25 protein-coding genes and 2 pseudogenes are annotated in these 22056 nt (G+C 63.1%); 14 read left to right on the top strand and 13 right to left on the bottom strand.

Annotated elements, in window-relative coordinates; all coding sequences use genetic code 11:
• Positions 1-64 precede the first annotated feature (64 nt).
• From ruvB to JT360_RS07525, 8 genes and pseudogenes are all read right to left on the bottom strand, one after another.
• Positions 65-937: pseudogene (gene ruvB, locus JT360_RS07560) on the bottom strand (Holliday junction branch migration DNA helicase RuvB); the annotation flags it as partial.
• Positions 934-1227, bottom strand: a complete 294-nt coding sequence (locus tag JT360_RS07555) for an AbrB/MazE/SpoVT family DNA-binding domain-containing protein (RefSeq protein ID WP_214470840.1) — start codon at positions 1225-1227, stop codon at positions 934-936. The pseudogene ruvB and the gene JT360_RS07555, both read right to left, overlap by 4 nt.
• Position 1228: 1 nt before the next feature.
• Positions 1229-1849, bottom strand: coding sequence for a Holliday junction branch migration protein RuvA (ruvA, locus tag JT360_RS07550; RefSeq protein ID WP_214470839.1), 621 nt, complete (start codon positions 1847-1849; stop codon positions 1229-1231).
• Between the two features lie 27 nt (positions 1850-1876).
• Positions 1877-2296, bottom strand: a complete 420-nt coding sequence (locus JT360_RS07545) for a type II toxin-antitoxin system VapC family toxin (protein WP_214470838.1) — start codon at positions 2294-2296, stop codon at positions 1877-1879.
• On the bottom strand, positions 2274-2543 hold the full coding sequence (locus tag JT360_RS07540; RefSeq protein WP_214470837.1) for an AbrB/MazE/SpoVT family DNA-binding domain-containing protein: 270 nt from the start codon (positions 2541-2543) through the stop codon (positions 2274-2276). The genes JT360_RS07545 and JT360_RS07540 overlap by 23 nt, the downstream gene beginning before the upstream one ends.
• Before the next feature lie 53 nt (positions 2544-2596).
• Entirely contained in the window at positions 2597-3109 is a 513-nt protein-coding gene (ruvC, locus tag JT360_RS07535) for a crossover junction endodeoxyribonuclease RuvC (protein WP_214470836.1), read from the bottom strand.
• A 93-nt stretch (positions 3110-3202) separates the two neighbouring features.
• A complete protein-coding gene (gene rcdA, locus JT360_RS07530) occupies positions 3203-3736 on the bottom strand; it encodes a protease adaptor protein RcdA (RefSeq protein ID WP_214470835.1) in 534 nt (177 codons plus the stop codon).
• A 380-nt stretch (positions 3737-4116) separates the two neighbouring features.
• Positions 4117-4497, bottom strand: a complete 381-nt coding sequence (locus tag JT360_RS07525; RefSeq protein ID WP_214470834.1) for a hypothetical protein — start codon at positions 4495-4497, stop codon at positions 4117-4119.
• Positions 4498-4832: 335 nt separating this feature from the next.
• Here JT360_RS07525 and JT360_RS07520 point away from each other — a divergent pair, with 335 nt between their 5' ends.
• Positions 4833-5384: a DUF2269 family protein gene (locus JT360_RS07520; RefSeq protein WP_214470833.1), complete on the top strand. Its 552-nt coding sequence runs from the start codon at positions 4833-4835 to the stop codon at positions 5382-5384.
• 39 nt (positions 5385-5423) lie between these two features.
• Here JT360_RS07520 and JT360_RS07515 read toward each other — a convergent pair whose 3' ends face one another.
• The 3 genes and pseudogenes from JT360_RS07515 to JT360_RS07505 form a co-directional block, all read right to left on the bottom strand.
• Complete coding sequence (locus JT360_RS07515; protein ID WP_214470832.1) at positions 5424-6194, bottom strand: sulfite exporter TauE/SafE family protein; 771 nt, start codon at positions 6192-6194, stop codon at positions 5424-5426.
• A 103-nt stretch (positions 6195-6297) separates the two neighbouring features.
• Positions 6298-6456 (bottom strand): annotated as a pseudogene (locus JT360_RS07510) (SAM-dependent methyltransferase); the annotation flags it as partial.
• A complete protein-coding gene (locus JT360_RS07505) occupies positions 6426-6881 on the bottom strand; it encodes an Lrp/AsnC family transcriptional regulator (protein ID WP_214470831.1) in 456 nt (151 codons plus the stop codon). The gene JT360_RS07505 and the pseudogene JT360_RS07510, both read right to left, overlap by 31 nt.
• Positions 6882-7012: 131 nt before the next feature.
• Here JT360_RS07505 and JT360_RS07500 point away from each other — a divergent pair, with 131 nt between their 5' ends.
• From JT360_RS07500 to JT360_RS07490, 3 genes are all read left to right on the top strand, one after another.
• Positions 7013-7918 (top strand): DMT family transporter, encoded by a 906-nt coding sequence (locus JT360_RS07500; RefSeq protein ID WP_214470830.1) that lies wholly within the window; start codon positions 7013-7015, stop codon positions 7916-7918.
• Between the two features lie 131 nt (positions 7919-8049).
• A complete protein-coding gene (locus JT360_RS07495; protein ID WP_214470829.1) occupies positions 8050-8697 on the top strand; it encodes a thiamine phosphate synthase in 648 nt (215 codons plus the stop codon).
• A gap of 1 nt (position 8698) precedes the next feature.
• Positions 8699-9739: a tetratricopeptide repeat protein gene (locus JT360_RS07490; protein ID WP_214470828.1), complete on the top strand. Its 1041-nt coding sequence runs from the start codon at positions 8699-8701 to the stop codon at positions 9737-9739.
• A gap of 15 nt (positions 9740-9754) precedes the next feature.
• On the opposite strand, the gene JT360_RS07485 is transcribed toward JT360_RS07490, so the two are convergent.
• Positions 9755-10771, bottom strand: a complete 1017-nt coding sequence (locus JT360_RS07485) for a zinc-dependent alcohol dehydrogenase family protein (RefSeq protein ID WP_214470827.1) — start codon at positions 10769-10771, stop codon at positions 9755-9757.
• Positions 10772-10881: 110 nt separating this feature from the next.
• Here JT360_RS07485 and JT360_RS07480 point away from each other — a divergent pair, with 110 nt between their 5' ends.
• From JT360_RS07480 to JT360_RS07445, 8 genes are all read left to right on the top strand, one after another.
• Positions 10882-11748, top strand: coding sequence for a LysR family transcriptional regulator (locus JT360_RS07480; RefSeq protein ID WP_214470826.1), 867 nt, complete (start codon positions 10882-10884; stop codon positions 11746-11748).
• A gap of 139 nt (positions 11749-11887) precedes the next feature.
• Positions 11888-12454, top strand: coding sequence for an elongation factor P (gene efp, locus JT360_RS07475; protein WP_019861758.1), 567 nt, complete (start codon positions 11888-11890; stop codon positions 12452-12454).
• Positions 12455-12576: 122 nt separating this feature from the next.
• Positions 12577-13377 (top strand): inositol monophosphatase family protein, encoded by an 801-nt coding sequence (locus tag JT360_RS07470; protein ID WP_214470825.1) that lies wholly within the window; start codon positions 12577-12579, stop codon positions 13375-13377.
• A gap of 82 nt (positions 13378-13459) precedes the next feature.
• Complete coding sequence (trhA, locus tag JT360_RS07465) at positions 13460-14146, top strand: PAQR family membrane homeostasis protein TrhA (protein ID WP_214470824.1); 687 nt, start codon at positions 13460-13462, stop codon at positions 14144-14146.
• Positions 14147-14395: 249 nt separating this feature from the next.
• Complete coding sequence (locus tag JT360_RS07460; RefSeq protein WP_214470823.1) at positions 14396-15421, top strand: MotA/TolQ/ExbB proton channel family protein; 1026 nt, start codon at positions 14396-14398, stop codon at positions 15419-15421.
• Position 15422: 1 nt separating this feature from the next.
• Entirely contained in the window at positions 15423-16451 is a 1029-nt protein-coding gene (locus JT360_RS07455; RefSeq protein WP_214470822.1) for a peptidoglycan -binding protein, read from the top strand.
• 215 nt (positions 16452-16666) lie between these two features.
• Positions 16667-17059, top strand: a complete 393-nt coding sequence (locus JT360_RS07450; RefSeq protein ID WP_214470821.1) for a hypothetical protein — start codon at positions 16667-16669, stop codon at positions 17057-17059.
• Positions 17060-17455: 396 nt separating this feature from the next.
• Complete coding sequence (locus JT360_RS07445) at positions 17456-17881, top strand: hypothetical protein (RefSeq protein ID WP_214470820.1); 426 nt, start codon at positions 17456-17458, stop codon at positions 17879-17881.
• 68 nt (positions 17882-17949) lie between these two features.
• On the opposite strand, the gene JT360_RS07440 is transcribed toward JT360_RS07445, so the two are convergent.
• Positions 17950-18303 carry a DUF1304 domain-containing protein gene (locus JT360_RS07440; RefSeq protein WP_214470819.1) on the bottom strand — a complete coding sequence of 118 codons (354 nt, stop codon included), beginning with the start codon at positions 18301-18303 and terminating at the stop codon, positions 17950-17952.
• A 141-nt stretch (positions 18304-18444) separates the two neighbouring features.
• Here JT360_RS07440 and JT360_RS07435 point away from each other — a divergent pair, with 141 nt between their 5' ends.
• Together JT360_RS07435 and JT360_RS07430 are read left to right on the top strand one after the other, a co-directional pair.
• Positions 18445-19932 carry a carboxypeptidase M32 gene (locus JT360_RS07435; protein WP_214470818.1) on the top strand — a complete coding sequence of 496 codons (1488 nt, stop codon included), beginning with the start codon at positions 18445-18447 and terminating at the stop codon, positions 19930-19932.
• Positions 19933-20080: 148 nt separating this feature from the next.
• Positions 20081-22051 (top strand): DUF3857 domain-containing protein, encoded by a 1971-nt coding sequence (locus tag JT360_RS07430; RefSeq protein ID WP_214470817.1) that lies wholly within the window; start codon positions 20081-20083, stop codon positions 22049-22051.
• The last annotated feature ends 5 nt before the right edge of the window (positions 22052-22056 follow it).

The raw sequence follows: 22056 nt of genomic DNA, 5'->3' as shown, positions 1-22056 counted from the left end.
GGGGGAGCAGGAGAGCCCCCTACGGGAAGAAAGAGGGCCCGGGGTGGGCCGGGGTGGGGCGTGGTGGCGCGAGCAGGCGGGCGGCGTTCAGACGGACGCCGACCGGCCCGCCGAGAACATTGCCGTGAATCAGGGAGGGATCGCGGGCGTCGAGCTGGTCGAGGCCGAGCGCGTCGACCTCGGGCCGGGTCAGCGCTTCGGCGGCGATCAGGCGGTCGACATGGCCGTCGCCGGCGACCGAGGCGAAATCGCGCACGCGGCGCAACAGCCGCCCGGCAATGCGCGGCGTGCCGCGCGCGCGCCGCGCGATCTCCAGCGCGCCGTCATCGCCGAGCGGCATTTGCAGGATGCGCGCGCCGCGCCGCACGATCTGCTCCAGCTCCTCGACGGTGTAGAAATTGAGCCGCACGGGAATGCCGAACCGGTCGCGCAGCGGATTGGTGAGCAGGCCGAGCCGCGTCGTGGCGGCGACGAGAGTAAAACGCGCAAGGTCGATCTTCACCGATCGCGCCGCGGGTCCCTCGCCGATGATCAGGTCGAGCTGGAAATCCTCCATTGCCGGGTAGAGAATTTCCTCCACCGCAGGGTTCAGCCGATGGATCTCATCGATGAACAGCACATCGCCTTCTTCGAGATTGGTCAGCAGCGCGGCGAGATCGCCCGCCTTGGCGATGACGGGGCCGGAGGTCGAGCGGAAATTGACGCCGAGTTCGCGCGCCATGATCTGCGCCAGCGTGGTCTTGCCGAGACCCGGCGGTCCGACGAACAGCACATGGTCGAGCGCCTCGTTGCGGCCCTTGGCGGCCTCTATGAACACTTTGAGATTGGCCCGTACCGCCGCCTGGCCGACGAAGTCGTCAAGCGTTTGCGGCCGCAAAGTCTGCTCGGCATCCTCGCCGCGTTTTTCCGGAGCAATCAGGCGGGGCGACAGGCTCATGTTGACACCCCAAATTCTTCTTGTGCGGGTTTTTGTGTATCGCCGACAACATGATGACCTATAGCATTCCCTACGGCAGTGTCGATTTCATCGAGTGTTGCGGGACCACCAAGCGGATCGCCGAGAAATCCAGCGAGGTCCGCAAAATCGAGATTGCGCGGCGTCCCTATCAAACGATCATTCAAGACCGTCCAGGCGATTGAATCTCCGGTTTTGATCGACAACTGATCTCTGACATCCTTGGGGATCGTAAGTCGTCCGTTCGAGGTCAAGCTCGCATATCCGCTCATATCACCGCGCCAGTTCCTTCAGGCCGAAGCGGATCAGCATCGAGGCATCCGCGTCCTCGCCCGCTGTCTTCAGCGCCGCCGCCACCGCATTGGCGGCGGTGTCGCGCGAATAGCCGAGATTGACCAGCGCCGAGACGGCATCGGTGATCGGCGCTGGTGCCACGCCCTCGCCAAGCTCCTGCTTCAGGCCGATCGTGCCCGAGGCGGTGCCCGCATAGGCCGGCGCCTTGTTCTTCAATTCGGTGACGATGCGCTCGGCCACCTTCTTGCCGACACCCGGTGCGCGCGAAACCATGGCGATGTCGCGCAGCGCGATGGCATTGGCGAGGTCGGCCGGCGCCAGCGTCGACAGGATGGCGAGCGCCACCTTGGCGCCGACGCCTTGCACATTGCTCATCAACAGCCGGAACCACTCGCGCTCCAGCACCGACTGGAAGCCGTAGAGCCGGATCATGTCCTCGCGCACATAGGTTTCGATGAACAACACGACAGCTTCGCCGGGCGAGGGCAGCGCTGCCAGCGTGCGCGCCGAGCAATAGGCGACATAGCCGACGCCGTGGATATCGACGAGGCAATGGTCCTCGTCGATTTCGTCGAGCGTGCCCTTGAGCTTGCCGATCATGCCGGATCTTTCATGGAAGATAGGCCCTCATGGGTGCGTTTCAGGAGAGATGATGTCGAGGTCCGGGAAGTAACTGCGATAACGCGCGGCGTCGCGCGTCAGAAGACGATGTCCGGCAACGGTCGCATGAGCGCCGATAAAGAAATCCGGTAAGGTTCGTTCGCGGATTCCACCAGCACGGCGATAACGGGAATGCGTCACGCCTGCAAGGAACGCCGCGTCCCAGGACAGAAACTCGCGATCGATCTCGAGCATGTCGACTGCTTTTCGAAGCGCCGCTTCCGTCGCGATCAGCGGTGCCAGTTCGGACCAGATGATCGTATTGACCACCAAGTCGCCATCGCGGCGGCAACAGGAGATTGCGGACGCCGACCATTTTGTCAGCGGTCCGGCCGGTCCCCAAACGTCGATCAGGACATCTGTGTCAATCAACGTCGAGATCTTCACGCGGCCCCCTCAGCCACTCCATATACTCGTCGGTCGTCATGCCACCCAGATCCAACGTCCCCTTCATGCGGTCAAGGACATCACTGAACCTGCGCAATTTCTCCTCCTCGGAGAGGTTCTCGTTGACGGCCACAAGCCGAGCGCCCTCATCGGTGGCCACGAATTCCACCTCGGAGCCCGGGCCGATACCCAAATGGTCCCTTATCTGTTTCGGGATCGTGACTTGTCCCTTGGTGGTCACACGCATAGTAATACCTCTAAGGTATTACTTACCGTCTGGCCGTGAACAAGTCAAGAACATCACCACCCGGCAAGCGCCATCCGATAGGCGGCACTTTGCCGGTGGTGCGCATGGCAGATCGCAATAGCCAATGCATCGGCGGCATGTTCGGTGTCGAAGGTCGCTTTCGGCAGCAGCACCTTCACCATCATGTGGATCTGCTTCTTGTCGCCATGCCCGACGCCGATGACAGCCTTCTTCACCGCATTGGGCGCATATTCGGCAACCACGAGGCCGGCGCGTGCCGGCACCAGCATGGCGATGCCGCGCGCCTGGCCGAGCTTCAGCGTCGCCACGGCATCCTTGTTGACGAAGGTCTGTTCGACGGCCGCCTCATGCGGCATTGCCGCATGAAGGATTTCGGCGAGCCCATCATGCAATTGGCAAAGCCGGGTTGCCAGCGCCGCCTTGTCTTCGGAACGCACAGTGCCGGACGCCACGAAGCGCAACGAATTGCCGAGGCTCTCGACGATGCCCCAGCCGGTGCGCCTGAGCCCCGGATCAATGCCGATGATGCGAATCGCGTCTCCCATCCGGCGACTTTACCTCCGACGGACAGCGATGCCAGCGAAATGTGAACAAACCGGAAACGACAGCGCGCCGAGTCAGGAAATGTTGCGAGGCTCTTAGTTGCGGGCGAAAGCCGTGTTCAGCAGGCTGATCTGGTCGGAAACCGGATTGGGCCCGCGGCCCATGGGCTGCATGTCGACCACGGTGCCGGCGCCGTAGATTTCATCGTCCATGCGGCGCACCAGCGCCTGCAGGCGCAGCGAGCGGTTGACGAGATCAAGAAAATCCTTGGGCAGCTCGGCCCAGCCGGCTGCCTCGTCATGGGCGGAAGCGGTGTCGAGGCGCACCTTGGACTTTTCCGAAGCGACCTGATCGCGGGTCATCTCGCCGGAATTCGCCGCGCGCTGCAAAAGCAGCCAAGAGGCAACCTGCATCAGCCTGGTCGTCAGCCGCATCGATTCGGCCGCGTAAAGCGTGGCCGCCAGCCGCGACAGTTTCTTGGCCTCGGCGCGGCCCTTGCCGTCGAGATATTCCGCCGCCTGTTCGACCAGCCCCATGCCTTCCTGGTAGAGCGGTTTGAAGGAATGCGAAAAAACCCGGCGCTCCGCCAGCTTCACGGTTTGCGCACTGCCCTTCGAAGCCTCGTTCATTGATACGCCCCTGCACTTGCAACCGGCCGATTCGGCTCACTGCCGATACACCCGGGACCCTATATGACTGAAGCTTGAAAATGCGCTTCGGCAGGGGTGAAGGCAAGCACATGTTTAACAGAAGGTTAACAGCGATCTCATGCGCGCGGTGCCGCCGGAATGCGGACAAAAAAAGAGCCGCGGATAAGGCGGCTCTCAGGAGTTTAACAGGGAGGCGTCAAACAAAGTGGCTCCAACCACTCGGTAAGAATCCAGATCACTGGATGAACATAGTAAACACCTGTAAAGCTTAATGAGATCTTAACGGCGCGCATTTTTTTTGACCGAACACCGCCGCCCTGTGCCGTAACAGCACAGAACAAGGTCGTTTCAGGAACTGTTCACGCCGTCTTCCAGACCGCTGGCAGGGCAATGACGGCAAACAGCAGCATGGCTGCGTAGAAACCCATCGAAGAGATACCCACCAGCGGCTCGATCGCGGCATTGCCGGCAAGCAGGAAAAACAGGCCGATCAGCAGGCCGATGCCGCTGATTGCCGTCAGCCAGAAATGGATGACGGCGAGTGTCTTTTGCCCGGCTGCCGGAAACAGATGGTAGAAGAAGGCGAACACCGCCGACATCAGCCATCCGGCGACCATCGTATGAGCGTGGGTTGGCATCTGGCCATGGTCCTGGCTGATCGCCATGTGCAGGCCCAGCGCCATGCCGCACAGTGAATAGATGATCGCCAGCGTAAAGAAATTCCGTGCTGTCCCTTGCATGTCTGTCCCCCGAATTGCCTTTTCCCAAACTGGGAATGGATTGATCGTCAGGCGATTGTTGTCGCCACCGGGCTCCCGGTGCCGGCGCACTAGCATCGGCAATGTTTCTGGACGATGTCGCGCCAACCCCCTCCCGACATTTCGTATATTAGCAGCAAACGAAGTTGGGCATCCGCGGTCATTGCAAGTTATGCCCGTGAAATAGAGGCCGCCGAAACAGAGCCGGCTTTTCCGCGACATCGTTCGGAAACACGCACCGCGCTAAACGCCCGCTCCTCTGACGGCTGGCGCGGATCCGCCTGCTACAAACCCACCGGAACACCTCAGGAGCAACCATGGACTGGTTTTCGATCGTCAAATCCCTTCACGTCATCTCGGCCATTCTGTGGGTCGGCGGCGGCTTCGTGCTGTTCCTGCTTGGCGTGCTTGCCGAGCGCGCCGGCAACATTGACGACAAGCTCTATGCGATGCGTGCCAGCGGGCAGTTGGGTGGCCGTTTCTTCGCGCCCATGTCGATGCTGACCCTGGTCTTCGGCCTCATCATGTGCAGCTTCTGGGTCGGCTTCTCCGATCTGTGGGTCGTCATCGGCCTCGCCGGCTATGCCACCACCTTTTCGATCGGCATGCTTATCTTCAAGCCGACCGGCGAACGCATAGGTGCGATGATCGCCAAGGAAGGCGTCACGCCGGCTGCTCTTGCCATCGGCCAGCGCATGATGAGCGCGGCGCGCTTCGATTATGCGGTGATGCTGGTGATCATCATCGACATGGTGCTCAAGCCGACCGCGCATGATATCGGCATCCTTGCCGGCATGGCGCTGATCATCGCGGTAGGCGCCACACTGGCTTTCGGCGGCAACCGGCGCCTGGTGCCGAGCGCCGCCTGACGCTGCCGTGATGGCGAATGCGGACGGCCGTTTCACCCGTTACATCAGGCCGGCGACACCATCCCAGAGCAGCTTCAGCGCCACCACGGCGACGGTGGCATAGGTGAAGGGATAGAAAATCTCCGGCCGCATGCGCCGTACCAGCCAGGCGCCGGCAATTGTCGACAGCGGCGCCAACGGCATCAGCACGGCGGAGGCCGTCAGATTGGCGGTGTCGAACTGGCCGAGCGCGAAATAGGGCACGAGCTTCAACGCGTTGGTGGCGGCAAAGAAGATCGCGGCCGTGCCCGACAGAACCTTGGGATCGAGCCGGATCGGCAAGGCATAGACCTGGAAGGGCGGGCCGCCGACATGGGCGACGAAGCTGGTGAAGCCGGCGACCGCGCCCCAGACCGCGGCCGCCACGCGGTTGGGCTTGGCGGCGTGGTCGGAGCCATGGCGAAACTGCAGATAGAGCCAGCGCAGCACGAAGATGATGGCGACCGCGCCGACGATGAGCCGCACGGCCTCCTCGGTGACCAGTGCTGCCGTCAGCCAGCCGAGGCCGATGCCGATGACGGCGCCCGGCATCATGTCGACCAGCATCTTCCTGTCGTAGACACCCCACCATGTCCACACCGAGACGATGTCCATCAGGCACAGGATCGGCAGCAGGATGGCGGCGGCTTGCACCGGCGGTATGGTCAGCGCCATCAGCGGCACGCCGACGAAACCGACAGCCCCGCCGAACCCGCCCTTGGACAGGCCGACAAGAATGACCGCCGGGATGGCGGCCGCGTAGAACCACGGATCGAGAAGCAGGCCTGACATGGGAGAGACTGGTCTGGAGGGAAAGCGCGTCAACGCCTGAATAGCCCAGAATCTTGAGCGGAGCGACAGTAAATGGACGCGATTTTGTTTTCGCGGGAAATGTCTAGCGACGCGCCGGGACCAGCAGGAACATCGGCCGCTCGAGCTCTTCCGCCAGTTCCGGTTTGGCCGCGATCTGCGCGTCAGTCGGACGGAATTCCTCGACATGCCCGATCGTGAAACCGGACCGGATCACGATGACGCCGACGGCAGCCCAAGCGGTGGCGGCCGTCGCCGGATCGGCTGCGCCTTGATGATGGCGGTGCTGGTCTCGGCCTTGTCGGCGATGCGGTCGAGAATGCCGTCGAGGTCGCCGATCGAGCGCACGAACAACCGGGCGACGAAGCAATCATCGCCCGTCACCTTGTCGCATTCGCCAAACTCGGCAATCTCCTCGATCAGCTTCTGGACGATGTGCAGCTTGCCCGGCAGGGGTCGGATGCGCACGATCGCCTGCAGCGTATAGCCGAGCGCCAGCGGATCGATCTCGACGGTGAATGCCCGGATGACGCCGCGCTCCTCGAGCCGTCGAAGCCGCTCAGAGACACTTGGCGACGACAGCCCGACCTGGGCGGCCAGCTCCTTCAGCGAAGTCCGCGCATCCCTGACCAGGATTTCGAGGAGATTTCGGTCGAGTTCATCCAGCATTTTCTTTTCTCATGGATTGGGCGCGAATTCCTAATTTAATTAGGCTATCTCCCTATATCGCCTTTTCCAAGAGATAGAAAGCTCCCACTTCGCATGCGATTATGCCGCCTCAACGGGATCAGAGGCTTATCATGAACGATACGGTACGTGGCACGGTCGAAATGTCGGCCGCAATGGCGATCTTGGGGACGATCGGATGGTTCGTCGTCATGTCCGGCCAGCCGATCATGGATGTGGTGTTCTGGCGCTGCGCGTTCGGCGCGGTGACGCTGCTCGTCATCTGCGCTTCGCTTGGATTGTTGCGCAACGGACTGCCGTTGCGCGTCATCGGCCTCGCCGCGCTTGGCGGCGCGGCCATCGTCATCAACTGGCTGCTCCTGTTCAGCGCCTTCTCCCGCGCGTCGATCTCGATCGCCACCGCCGTCTACAACACCCAGCCCTTCATGCTGGTCGGTTTCGGCGCGCTCTTCTTCGCCGAGCGGCTGACGCTGACCAAGCTGACCTGGCTGACAATAGCCTTCGCCGGCATGGTGCTGATCGTCGAGGCCGCTCCTGACGCCGGCGATGTCGGCACCAACTATTTCGCCGGCATCCTCATGGCGCTGGCCGCGGCCTTTTTCTGGGCCGTCGCGGCTATTGTCACCAAGAAGCTCAAGGGCACGCCGCCGCATTTGATCGCGCTGATCCAGGTCTGCGTCGGCGTCGTCATGCTGGCGCCCTTCGCCAATCTCTCGCATCTTCCCGCCGACCCATGGAGCTGGACGATGCTGGCGACGCTCGGCATCGTCCACACCGGCCTGATGTACATTCTGATGTACGGTGCCATCCAGAAGCTGCCGACGCATCTGCAGGGTTCGCTGTCCTTCATCTATCCCGTCGTTGCCATCCTGGTCGACGTCACCGCCTTCGGCCATCGGCTGCATCTGAGCCAGGTCGTCGGCGCGGCCGCCATCCTGATTGCCGGCGCTGGCATGAACCTCGGCTGGACCTTACGGAAATCGAAACCGGCCGCGCCGAGCCCTGAGCCGGTCAAGTAAGGCGGCACGCCGGCCGCCCTGCGGTCGAAAATCGCGATCCCGACTGCCCGCCTGTTCAAAGCGGGCAGTTTGCTCTATGCCGCAATCCAACCATCTTCGCCCGGCATAGGCGAAACCCGGGATCAAGAACCATGAACGACGCAACGCCTCCCAATCGCTGCCGCATCGTGCTGATCGCGCCGCCCGGCGTGCCGGCCGGCCGCATCGCCACCGCATTCGATGGCGGCGACGTCGCCTCGCTGATCTTGCCCGAGAACGGCATGGACGAGGCGTCCTTCCAGGCCTTTGCCGAACAGGTCGTGCCGGTGGCGCAAGCGGCGGGCGTCGCGGTCGTCATCGCCGGCGACACCCGGATCGCGGGGCGCGTCCAGGCCGACGGCATCCACGTCGAGGTTTCCAAGACCGAACTCGCCGAGACGATCGAACACTTCCAGGCGAAAATGATGGTCGGCGCCGGCGGCGCCAAGACGCGGGATGACGCGCTCGAACTCGGCGAGGCCAGGCCCGACTACATCTTCTTCGGCCGCTTCGGCTACGACAACAAGCCGGACCCGCATCCGCGCAACCTATCGCTGGGGCAATGGTGGGCCGGCATGATTCAGATCCCTTGCATCGTCATGGCCGGATCCGATCTTGCCTCCGTCGAAGCCGTGGCCGCCACCGGCGCCGAATTCGTCGCGCTGTCGAGCGCGGTGTTCGCTGACGGTGTCGACCCGCAAGCTGCAATAACCCAGGCCAACGCGCTGCTCGACGAAACCGCGCCTCGATTCGAGGACTGACATGGCTTCGGTGAGGCTTTCCCTTCAGGCCTTGCTTGCAGCGGTCATGGTTCAGGCCGCCGCCGCCGAAACGATTCCCTTGCCGCACCCCCAGCCTGAAATCGGCGTGCACACCGACAAGCCGATCGAAACCCAGCTGCCGCAGCCCGCCACAACGACGGAGCCCGCACCGCTGCCCTCGGCCGACAGCATCAATCCCGACCGCTTCGGGGCCAAGCCGGCGGACGCGGCCTATGGCGCCTTCCAGCGCGGGCTCTACAAGACCGCTTACAATCTCGCGCTGGTTCGCGCGAAAAACGGCGACCCGGCGGCGCAGACATTGGTGGCCGAGATCCAGTCGCGCGGGCTCGGCGTGCCGTTGAACGCGGCGGAAGCGGCGAAATGGTATGCGCTCGCCGCCGAACAGGGCGTGCCGGAATCGCAGTTCCAGTATGCGCTGATGCTGCTCGACGGCCGCTACGTCAAGAAGGACGAGAAGGCGGCCTATGCCCTGATGCAGGCTGCCGCCGAAGCCGGCAACCAGCTGGCGCAGTTCAATTTCGCGCAGATGCTGGTCCAGCAGGAGCCCGGCGAGGCGGGCCTGACCAAGGCGGTCTCCTACTATGAGCGCGCCGCCGCGACCGGCCTCCCCGACGCCCAATACGCCATGTCCCAGGTCTATGCTAACGGCGTCGGCGGCAAGCCGCGCGACGATGCGCAGGCAAGACGCCTGCTGGCGCAGGCCGCACGGCAGAACTACGACACCGCCCAGATCGATCTCGCCGCCTGGATGATCGAGGGCCGCGGCGGTGCCCGCGACCTGAAATCGGCTTTCGGCTGGACCAAGCAGGCTGCCGAGGGCGGCAATGTCGCCGCCCAGAACCGCCTGGCGAAGCTCTATATGCAAGGCATCGGCACCGACCCTGACCTGGTGCTCGCCGGCGCCTGGTATATCGCCGCCCGCCGCGCCGGTCTCATCGACCCCGACATGGACGATTTCCTGCAGGGGCTGAGCGACGACCAGACCAAGCAGGCGCTGCAGAAGGCGAACCGCCTGCCCTGAAACCGGCTCATGCGGTCATTGCATGTGGTCCAGGACGACCTTGCCGAAGGGCGATCCGTGTTCGAGATGCCGGAAGGCTGAAGCCGCATCCTGCCAAGCAAACACCTTGTCGATCACCGGCCTTATCCGGTTGACGGTCAGGCCTCGGTTCATCGCCTCGAAGGACTCGCGCGAACCGACCGGTATGCCGCGTGCCCTGACCTGGCGGCGAAAGATGTCGAGCGGATTGATCGCCCCATCGCTGCCGCCGAGATAGCCGATGACATTGATCTGGGCGCCGCGCGCCGCGGCCTTCAACGATTGGTGGAAGCTTTGTGGCCCGCCGACTTCGATGATGTGGTCGGCGCCACGGCCATCGGTCAGCGCCAGCACCGCGCTGGCCCAGTCTGGATCACTGCGGTAGTTGATGCCGTCATGTGCGCCAAGCGCCTTTGCCCGCGCGAGCTTGTCGTCGCTGCTTGAGGTGACGATCACGCGTGCGCCGGCTGCCGCGGCGAACTGCACAGCAAATAGCGAGACGCCGCCAGTGCCCAGACTGAGCACCGTATCGCCTGGCTTCATCCGGCCTTCCGTGAACAGCGCATGCCAGGCCGTGGCCGCGGCGCAAGGCAATGTCGCCGCTTCGACATCGCTCAGATGCGGCGGCGCAAGCACAGCTGCCTGTTCGTCCAGCCGCGCGAACTCGCTGAGCAAACCATCGATGGGACCGCCACGCTGATAAGAAGGTTCGGCCATGGCAAAGCTGCCGCCGACCCAGCGCTGCCAGAACGTGCCGCAGACGCGGTCGCCGACCTTGAAGCGGGTCACTTCGGCGCCAACCGCAACCACTTCGCCGACCCCGTCCGAAAGCGGTACCAAGGGAAGCGCAAACGCAGTGTGGTAGCTGCCACGGGCGATTTCCACGTCACGGTAGTTGAGCGCGGTCGCCTTGACCTTGATGATCATCTCCTGGCGGCCTGGTTCCGGCATCGGCCGCTCGGCTAGTCTGAGATTGTCGATGCCGCCGGGGGCCTGCAATTCGATGGCCTTCATTGTCTTCCCCTTTCCTTTTGGAAATCCGTCGAAAGGAAAATCGCTTGCCAGCGTCCTGATTTCAAATTCATAATAATCAGAATGATTATGCATCTGGAGTATTCTCGACAATGCTGGAGGAACTGCGCACGCTTGTTCTCTTCGCCGAGGAAGGCTCGATCCGGAATGTGGCCCGCCGCCTGCCTTTGACACAGCCGGCCGTCACCCGGCAGATCCAGCGGCTGGAGGAGATGCTCGGGACCACGCTTCTCGATCGCCGGCAGAAGCCTCCGCGCCTGACGGCAGCGGGATCGGAGGTGCTGGCGCGTGCAAAGCATATACTGGCTTCGGTCCAGGCTCTGAAGGCGTCTGCTGCTGACGTCGAGCCGCAGGGCGTGCTGCGTGTCGGCCTGGCGCATGGCTTGTCCGATGCAAGCGTCGCGGGCGCTATCGCCGGCGCGGCCGCTGCTTTTCCAAAAATGTCATTGCGGCTCAAGACCGGCTGGAGCGCGGAACTCATCGAGCAATTCGAACGCGGTCAACTCGATGCGGTGATCGTTCTGCGACCTGCCGATCATCAGTGCTCGGACGTGCTCGGCACCGAACGTCTCTGCATCATCATGCAGGCTGGCGGCACCGAACCCCATCTCACAGACGCTGGGACTCCTATATCCTGGGTTCTTAGCCCCGAGCCCTGCGACGCGCGTCAGCGGCTCCTCTCAAGTTTGGGCGGCGAACGGCATCGGCTCGTTGTGGCGGCCGAAATTCAGGACCCGGCAATGCAGGTGGAATGGGTACGTCGGGGGCTCGGCCTCGGCCTCATGCCATTGCGGCTCGCGGCGCGAGGACTTCCCGACGGCCTCGCGCTTGTCGATATCGAAGATGTAGACCTTTCACTGCAGGTCGTGGCGCTGCGCTCTCCGCACCTCAACCGGCTGGCGAATGCCGTGGATGCCATTGCAAAGGCCGTCGGCGAAGCCATCAAAATCGAGACCTGATGCCGGCTAGCCGGCTGGAGCCGATCCGGCGTCCCTTGCCTCTCCGGGCGATTTGTGGTCTTGGGAGCCCGAAATCGCTTTCCCAGCGAATATCCCATACCGACGGCCGGCCGTCGGCAGCATCCCGGATCACCCAATCATGGCCAAGATCAATGGCAACGAAATCCGTCCCGGCTACGTCATCGAGCACGATGGCGGCCTCTGGGTCGCGGTCAGGACCAACACCGTCAAGCCCGGCAAGGGCGGCGCCTACAACCAGGTCGAGCTGAAGAACCTCATCAACGGCACCAAGCTCAACGAGCGCTTCCGCTCGGCCGAGACGGTCGAGCAGATCCGGCTCGACCTGAAGGATTTTTCCTTCCTCTACGAGCAGGACGACGCGCTGGTGTTCATGGACACCCAAAGCTACGAACAGCTCGAATTGAACAAGGATTTCGTCGGCGACCGCGCCGCCTTCCTGCAGGACGGCATGATGGTGACGGTCCAACTCTATGAGGAGAGGCCGATCGGCATCTCGCTGCCCGATTATGTGACCCTGACCATCACCGAGGCGGACCCGGTGGTGAAGGGCCAGACGGCGGCATCCTCCTACAAGCCGGCGGTGCTGGAGAACGGCATCCGCGTGCTGGTGCCGCCCTTCATCGGCGCCGGCGAACGCATCATCGTCGACACCAACGAAATCACTTACGTGCGCCGCGCGGACTAGAGCATGATCCCGAAAAGTTGCAGGCTTTTCGGACAAGATCATGCGTGCAAAGACAAGCAGACGAAGCGGGGTCGCGATCCAATTTGAGTTGATCCGCCTCAAGCTTTTGGAGTTTCAACGATATGGCACGCTCAGCCCTTCTCAACGTCATGGTCCAGGCCGCAATGAAGGCCGGCCGCTCGCTGTCGCGCGACTTCGGCGAGGTCCAGAACCTGCAGGTCTCGATGAAGGGTCCGGGCGACTACGTCAGTCAGGCCGACCGCAAGGCCGAGGACATCGTGTTTGCCGAATTGTCGAAGGCGCGGCCGGGCTACGGCTTCCTGATGGAAGAGCGCGGCACGGTCGCCGGCGACGACAGCCAGCACCGCTGGATCGTCGACCCGCTCGACGGCACAACCAATTTCCTGCACGGCATTCCGCTTTTCGCCGTCTCGATCGCGCTGGAGCGCCAGGGCCAGATCGTCGCGGGCGTCATCTACAATCCGGCCATGGACGAACTCTACACGACCGAACGGGGCGGCGGCGCCTTCCTGAATGACCGCCGCCTGCGCGTCGCCGGCCGCATCAAGCTCGTCGATGCCGTCATCGGCTGCGGCGTGCCGCATCTGGGACGCGGCCAGCACGGCAACTTCCTGATCGAATTGCGCCATGTCATGGCCGAGGTTTCCGGCGTCAGGCGCCTTGGTTCGGCCTCTCTCGATCTCGCCTATGTCGCCGCCGGCCGCATGGACGGCTTCTGGGAGGTCGGACTGTCGGCCTGGGATATGGCGGCCGGCCTGCTCCTGATCCGCGAAGCGGGCGGTTTCGTCTCCGACATGGATGGCGGGCAGGACATGCTGGACAATGGCTCGGTCGTCGCCGGCAACGAGATCATCCAGCGCGCGCTGCTGAAGACGGTAAAGAAGCCGCTTCAGCCGCGCTGAACCGCCGCAGTCGCAAAACCGCAACCAAAGCTTGAAATACTGTCCGGCGGCTGCCCAGATACGGGGTGACGCAGGATCATCGATGACGAACACACAGCAGCAACTCGAAATCCCCTTTATCGGGCGCTGGCACTACTCCCGCGCCGAGATGATCGCCGATGGCATCGTCCATGCTGTCGGCATCGTGCTGGCGATCGCGGCGGGATCGGCGCTGCTGGCGCTGGCGCCGTCTCGGGTCGGGCCGGGCGAATACATTGCCGCCGCCTTCTATGTCGTTTCGCTGCTCACCGTCCTGTCGGTCTCGCTGACCTACAATCTGTGGCCGGTGTCCTCGCCGGTGAAATGGGTGCTGCGGCGCTTCGATCACGCCGCGATCTATCTGCTGATCGCCGCCACCTACACGCCTTTTCTGGCCCAGCTCGACGGCTCGCCGCTGGCCCGCTGGATGATCGCGCTGGTCTGGACCGCGGCGGCGACAGGCATCGCCATCAAGGTGTTTTTCCCCGGCCGCTTCGACCGGCTGGCGATCGTCTTCTATCTCGCCATCGGCTGGAGCGGCATCGTCCTGGTCAAGCCGCTCGTCGAGACGCTGCCGACGGCGTCGATCGTGCTCATCGTTGCGGGTGGCGTCGTCTATTCCTGCGGTGTCATTTTCTTCGCCTGGAAGGGACTGCGCTTCCACAACGCGCTGTGGCATGGCTTCGTCGTTACCGGCGCCGGCCTGCATCTGGCGGCCATGGTCGACTGCCTGGTCATCAGCCGTTTCTGATCGTGGAAACCGATTTCGGTTCCATGTCAGATCGGACGCGCTGCGCACAATGCATGCCGCCCAAAACTGACCTTGGTTTTGGGAGAACGACATGCACAAGAACAGAGGACCTAAAGCGCCTCGCATGAATTCCTTTCGAGGCGAGGCGCTTTACCTCTACGGCAATATTGCCAAGCGCCATTCAATTTGGTCACAATTCCGTTTAGAGTCGCCGACGACGTGATCAGCGGCATCGGAAACGGGGCACGGATGGCTTTTCTCAAATCCTTCGGCATGGGCAGGCGCTCCGACGTACTGATCTACGATCCGCATAAACTATCGAGTCCGCAGGTGTTTCTGCTGACCATGGTCATCTTCCTGGCCATCGTCGCCTTCATCGCCGCCATCCTGACCCGCCAGATTTCGACCGCTTTCGTCACCAATCCCGGCCTCAACGGCCTGATCATCGGCGTTCTGGTGGTCGGCATCCTGCTCGCCTTCGTCCAGGTCGGGCGACTGTTTCGCGAAGTGCGCTGGGTCAACTCCTTCCGTGCCGGCTCCGAGACCACCGAACCGGTGCTGCTGGCGCCGATGAAAGCCATGATCGGCCGCTCCTCGACGATAGCCTTCTCGACCTCCTCGATGCGCACCATGCTCGATTCCATCGCAACGCGCCTCGACGAGAGCCGCGACACCTCACGCTACCTCGTTGGCCTGCTGGTGTTCCTCGGCCTGCTCGGCACCTTCTGGGGCTTGCTGAACACGATCGGCTCGATCCGCGAGACCATCGAGTCGCTCGACCCGGGCACGGGTGACGCCGCCGCCGTGCTCGAATCGCTGAAGCAAGGGCTTGCGGCGCCTCTGGCCGGCATGGGCACCGCCTTCTCGTCCTCGCTGTTCGGCCTGTCCGGCTCGCTGGTCCTCGGCTTCCTCGACCTGCAGGCCGGCCGCGCCCAGACACGCTTCTACACCGAGCTTGAAAACTGGCTGTCCTCGGTCACTGATCTCTCGTCCGACATCGTCGTCTCCGATCACGCCAAGGCCGAACCCTCCGACGAGATCCGCCTGCTCTCGGAAAGGCTGCGCAGCATGCAGGAGAATGGCGGCGGCTCGAGCCCGCGCGTCGCCACTGCCATGGCCAATCTCGCCGACGGTATTTCCGGCCTGGTCAAGAACATGCGCTCGGAGCAGCAGATCATGCGCGACTGGGTCGAGGCCCAGTCCGACGAGCAGAAGGCGATGCGCAACACGCTCGAGAAGATCGCCGACGCCCTGAAAAAGACTGGAGTGCACTGACGTGGCGCTGGCAAGGCGACGCGCCGATCGCCGCATCGACTACTGGCCGGGCTTCGTCGACGCACTGTCGACGCTGCTTCTGGCGATCATGTTCCTGCTTACTGTCTTCGTGCTGGCGCAGTTCCTGCTAGGCCGCGAAATCTCCGGCAAGGATACGGTGCTCAACCGCCTCAACTCACAGATCAACGAACTGACCCAGCTTCTGGCACTGGAGCGCTCGTCGACTCAGGACAAGGAAGATTCGCTCGCCAATTTGCAGGCGTCGCTGTCGGCCTCAGAGGCGGAGAAGAGCCGTCTCGAACAATTATTGGCGCAAGGCGCCGGCGCCGGCGACGCCGCCAACCAGCGGGCCACCGCTCTTTCGGGCGAACTCGACAGCCAGCGCCAGATCAGCCAGCAGGCGCTGAGCCAGGTCGAGATCCTTAACCAGCAGATTGCCGCGCTGCGCAAGCAGATCGGCGCGCTCGAGGATGCGCTCAACGTGTCCGAAACCCGCGACCGCGATTCCAACACCAAGATCGCCGATCTCGGCCGCCGCCTGAACGTGGCGCTGGCGCAGCGCGTGCAGGAATTGAACCGCTACCGCTCCGATTTCTTCGGGCGCCTGCGCGAGATCCTCGCCGACCGCGAGAACATCCGCATCGTCGGCGACCGCTTCGTCTTCCAGTCGGAAGTGCTGTTCCCGACCGGCTCCGAGGTGATCAACGATGCCGGCAAGGTCGAGATGAAGAAGCTCGCCGACGCCATCATCGAGCTGCAGAAGGAAATTCCACCCGAGATCAACTGGGTGCTGCGCGTCGACGGCCACACCGACAACAAGCCGCTCTCCGGCACCGGCCGCTACCGCGACAATTGGGAACTGTCGACGGCGCGTTCGACCTCGGTGGTCAAGTTCCTGATCGAGAACGGCGTACCGGCCAACCGGCTGGTCGCTGCAGGCTTCGGCGAGTTTCAACCGCTCGACCCCGCCGATACCGACGAGGCGCGCAACAAGAACCGCCGCATTGAACTGAAGCTCACCGAACGCTAGGCGGCCGCCATTTTTAGGGCGCCACAGGCCTATGACGAGGCCTCAAAAGATTACAATTTTTTGATTCCACTTTGTCGGGGATCGCTCCTAGGTTGCATACAGGGCCGAGGACCGCCGGCGGTGCCTCCCACATCGCGACGCGACGGAACTGGACGGCCCAAGCCGGAAGGCAGGTCGCTCCGGCGCCGCCTTCCCAGCAGCAGGGAGACGCAGCCATGCGTTCTTTCAAGATACCCAGGACCGCGGCGCTCGCCGCACTTCTCGCCACAGTTCCGTATGCCGGCGCCTACGCAGCATCGGCCGGCTTTTATACCCCGCGCACGGCAGGCCTGATTGATCAGGCACAGAGCCTGGATCAGGGCATTATGGCGGCGAGGCAGGTGAACAAGATCAAACCGGACGAGGCGCGCAGCCTTCACATGCAAGCTGTCCACATCAGCCGGGTCGCACAAAGGGAAGCTGCAGCGGGGCATGGTACGATACCGGCCGCGCAATATCGGCAGTTGGTTGCGCAGCTCGATGACGTGGGCGAGCGCCTGCGGAACGCCACGGGCAGCAGCCCCCTGATCGGCGATGGCGCCGACGGCGGATATTATCCGAACGGCTGAAGTCCATCCATTGAAGCGGGTTTGTCGCGACAGTCCCGCGCGCCCCATTCGGCGCGCGGGGAGATCGATTGCGCTTACTCCACTCCTTGACAGGAAGAATTGATGGCAAGAATTCACCGCGTTGAACTGAAGCTCACCGAACGTTGATCCATCATCACGCGAACTCACGCGAAATTGTTCGCCGGCTCAACTCTAGGGCGCAGTCCGAAGCCGGCAAGGCCTGAAAAGATTATCTTTTTTTAATTACACTTCGCACCGGAGCGCTCCTAGCTTGCCGCGCAGGGCCGAGAACCGTCGGCGATGCCTCTCATCGCGACGCGACGGAACCGGACGGCCCACGTCCGGAACGCGGAGTGGCAAAGGCCGCTCGCTTCCCAGCAAAAAGGAGGCGCCGTCATGCGCTCTTCAGCATCTCTCAAGACTGCAACCCTTGCCGCAATTCTGATTGCCGCCCCGCTTGCCGGCGCCTACGCTGCGGGCCATCACAAGGGCGCTCTCGACGCGACCGAGCCGACCGACATGACCGGCCCACGTGTCGAGGCCCTCGTCGAACAGGTTCAGGGCGTCCACCAGGGCATAGTCGACGCGAGACAAGCCAACAACATCACCCCTGCGGTGGCGGAGCGCCTGGAAATGCGCACCGCCCGCATCAGCCAGGCGGCCGAGAAGATCGCCGCGTCCGATCACGGCAGGATACCGGCCGCGCAATATCATGACCTGCTGCGCCGTCTCGACAATGTCGACCAGCGGCTGAGGGCCGACACCGGCGGCGGCTTCATGATCGGCGACGGCTCCGACGGCGGACACTATCCGAACGGCTGAAGCCTCTGGAAAGGTCCAAGAGGAAGGGACCACCTGGCGCCTTCGGGATCCCGCGGGCGCCCTTTTTGCTACCAGCCCAGCCAGACGGCGACCAGGGCGATCACCGCCGGCACGGTCTGGATGAACAGGATCTTGCGCCCGACCGTTGCCGCGCCGTAGGCGCCGGCAATGGCCACGCAAAGCAGGAAGAAAACCTTGACCTGAAAACCGGCGGCGCCGAGGGTGAGCCCCCAGATCAGGCCGGCGGCGAGAAATCCGTTGTAGAGGCCTTGATTGGCGGCGAGCACCTTCGAGGCATTGGCGAATTCCGGCGTCAGGCGGAATGTCTTGTGCCCGCGCGGCGTGTCCCAAAGCACCATCTCGAGATAGACGATATAGACATGGATCAAGGCCACCAGCCCGACCAGGATGTTGCCGATCATTTGCTCCCCCTTCATTTGGTCCCGGCAGCATTTCATGCGCGGCGCCGTCCGCGCAAGGCGCATCTCCCGGACGGCATCTGAGGGTTGCCAACGCTTTTGCGTTGGTGTCTTTTCGCGCCGTCCTCAACCACGGAAGCCGCCATGTCCTTTCAGAAACTCGATGACCTCGGCCACAAGCTCGAAGCGCTTGAGCATGCGCTGGCCATCCTCGGCGCCGATGAAGCCACCCACATGTCCGTCGGCGGCGGCGAGAAACGTGCCGAGGCGATGGCGGCACTGGCCGGCATGTACCACACCAGGGCGACCGCGCCGGAAATAGCGGACTGGATCGCCGCCGCCGAAGGCGAAGCGCTCGACGACGAGCAGCGCGCGGCTCTCGCCGAGTTGCGGCGGCAATACACCAATTTGACCTGCCTGCCGGTCGAATTCGTCGAACGCCAGACGACGGCGCGCATGCGTTGCGAGCAGCTATGGCGCGACCTGCGCGCCAAGAACGATTGGGCCAGCTTCCAGCCGGCGCTCGAGGGCGTGGTGGCGCTGGTGCGTGAGGAGGCGGCTCTGCGCTCCGACGTGCTCGGCCTCGCGCCCTATGACGCGCTGATGGAGCAATTCGACCCCGGCAACCGTACCGCGGACATCACCCCTGTCTTCGCCGACCTGAAGGCCTTCCTCAAGGGATTCGTGCCGGAGGCGCTGGCAGTGCAGGAAGCGCGCCTGCGCAAGCGTCCGCTGAAGCCGCTTTCGGGCACCTATGCGATCGACCGCCAGCGCGAACTCGGCCTTGCCATGATGGCGGCGGTCGGCTTCGACCTGACGCACGGCTCGCTGTCGGTGTCGCACCATCCCTTCTGCGGCGGCGTGCCGAGCGACGTGCGCATCACCACCCGTTACAAGACGTCCGATTTCCTGTCGGCGCTGATGGGCGTGCTGCACGAGACCGGGCATGCGCTCTATGAACAGAACCTGCCCAAGGCATGGTCGCACTGGCCGCTCGGCAAGGCGCGCGGCATGGCCGTGCATGAAAGCCAGAGCCTGTTCGTCGAAAAGCAGATCGGTCGCAACCCCGCCTTCTGGCGCTGGGCGCTGCCGGTGGTGGAAAAGCATCTCGGCGAAGCCTGGTCGCTCGACGATATCCTGCCGCATGTGCATCGCGTCGAGCGCGGCCTGATCCGCGTCGACGCCGACGAGGTGACCTATCCCCTGCATGTCATCCTGCGCTACGAGCTGGAGCAGGAGCTGGTCTCGGGCAGCCTCGATGTTGCCGATTTGCCCGAAGCCTGGGACGCCAAGATGCGCGACTATCTTGGCCTGTCCACGTCGGACAATCCTGCCGACGGGCCGATGCAGGATGTGCATTGGCCGGGGGCCGCCTTCGGCTACTTCCCGTCCTACACGCTGGGCGCGATGATGGCGGCGCAGCAATGGGCCGCGCTGACGCGAGAGCATCCCTCGGCCGACGACGATCTGGCGAAAGGGAATTTCGCTGATATCAACGACTGGCGCCGCAAGAAGATATGGTCGCAGGGCTCACGCTGGTCGACCCCGGACCTGCTCGAACGCGCCACCGGCGAAAAGCTCAACGCCGTCTATTTCGTCGATCACCTCAAGCAGCGTTACGGCGCCTCCTGATTTCGGTGACCGGCGACAACAGCGGGCGAACGTAAAGGCGATGAGGCATCACTTGGCGGCGACCTTGCGGGATCGCCTCTACTTTTCTATCACTGGTGGTATCCGACGGCATGTTGCAAGTGCGGATCACAAGGGCGGGTGCTTTCCGGTGACATCTTCTGCGATCACGCGGCTTTTCGTCTTGATTGCCTTTGCGCTTTTCAGCGCGCCAGCTATGGCCGATGCCGAAATCCACAAGGGCAGCCCTGGCGGCTGGGTCGACCGGATCGAGCTTCCAAAGCCCGATCCGCGCTTCGACAGCCAGATCAAGAGCGGCATCTCCAACCTTGTCTCGGAGTATCAGGTCCGGCAGCGGCCCGATGGGATCGAAGCCTTCGACCACTATGCCTACAAAATAGTCGACCGCACTGGGCTCGAGCGCGGCGCCGCCATAAATTTCGAATTCGACCCGGCGACGTCGCAGGTTACGATGAACTGGCTGAACATCATTCGCGACGGTGTGGTCATCGACCGGCTGCCAGGGGCCACCTTCGACGTGTTCCGGCGCGAGAAGGATGCCGAGAAAGGCCTGTTCGACGGCTGGCTCACGGCCTATGTGAATGTCGACGATGTTCGTGTCGGTGACATCATCGACTATGGCAAAACCACCATCCGAACCCCGATCGTCGGCGCCGATCTGTTTTTCCGCTCGGTCGCCGTGGCCTGGGACGAACCGATCGCGCTCATCCGTGAAGAGGTGACCTGGCCGGCAAACCAGCCTTTGAACATCCGTCAGTTCCGGACCGGCATCCAGCCGGATATCAAAACCGACGGCGCGTCGAAATCCTACATCTGGCAAAGCATCAATCCCGCCCCGGTCAAATCCGAGGAGAACCTGCCGGCGGATTTCCTGACCTATCCGACGATCCAGATCTCTTCGACGACCAAATGGCAGGACGTCGTCGATGCGATGTTGCCTTACTATCGGCTCGACCAGGAATTGCCGGCCGAGTTCGCATCGAAGCTCGACGAGATCGCCGCGAGATACGCCAGGCCGGAAGACCGGATGATCGAGGCGATGCGGCTGGTCCAGGACACCATCCGTTATGTAAGCCTGTCGATGGGCCGCGGCTCCTACATTCCCCGCAGCCCGAGCACGGTGATTGCTTCAGGCTTCGGCGACTGCAAGGACAAGGCGCTGCTTCTTGCCTCCAGCCTGCGCCGGCTCGGTGTCCAGGCCGATCCGGCCCTGACCGATCTCGACGGCGGACTGGCGCTCGGCGACATGCTGCCGACGATCCGCGCTTTCGACCACGTCATCGTCAGGGCGTCGATCCAAAGCCAGACATACTGGATCGACGCGACGAATTATCTGCAGGGCGGCAGGGCCGAGGAGCTTGTTCCGCCGGACTATGGTTTTGCCTTGCCTGTTGTCGCCGGCAGCGCGCGGATGGAGCGGATCGAACGCAAGGAGCTCTTCCAGCCGACCACTTTCGTCAGCGAAGCGTTCGACTTTCCGAAATTCAAGGGCGAGGCGCTCAAGCTGACGGTCAGCACGACCTACCGGGACGCGGATGCCGACAGCATGCGCTACAGACTGGTTTCGCAATCGGCCACCAAGCTCGCCGACGACTATCTGCAATACTACAACCGCCAGTATCCGGGGATGACAAGCCTGGCGCCCCTGTCGGCAAAGGACGACCGCGACCGCAACGTCGTCACCACGGTCGAAGCCTACGAACTGCCGGCCGAAGATCTCGACGCCGATGATCTCGCCAAGAATTTTCCGCTGAAGGCGGATGTCGGCATTAGCAATCTGCCGGAGCCGGACATGGTTGGCAGGACCGGGCCGATCTGGCTCGGCAGCCCGATGTTCAGGCGCCACCAGTGCATCGTCAGGAACCTGAAGGCGGAATTCGTCGGACCCGAGAAGTCCGACGACGTGATCACGCCCTATGTTGCTTTCAAGGCGCGCTGGTCGAGCACGCAGACCGAATTTCAGGCCGACTGGTTTCTCAAGACGATCGCCGACCGGGTTCCCGCCAAGAACATCGGCTCCTATCTCAGGTCCAGAAGGAAGATGAGCGACAATTCCGGCTGGAACTACAACTTCGCCTACGCCGAAGCCGAGGCGAACTGAGCTAG

It is taken from the genome of Mesorhizobium sp. dw_380 (genome assembly GCF_018588885.1).
Taxonomy (GTDB): Bacteria; Pseudomonadota; Alphaproteobacteria; order Rhizobiales; family Rhizobiaceae; genus Mesorhizobium.
The sequence above is the reverse complement of the archived record's forward strand: the minus strand, read 5'-3'. Positions and strand labels throughout refer to the sequence as shown.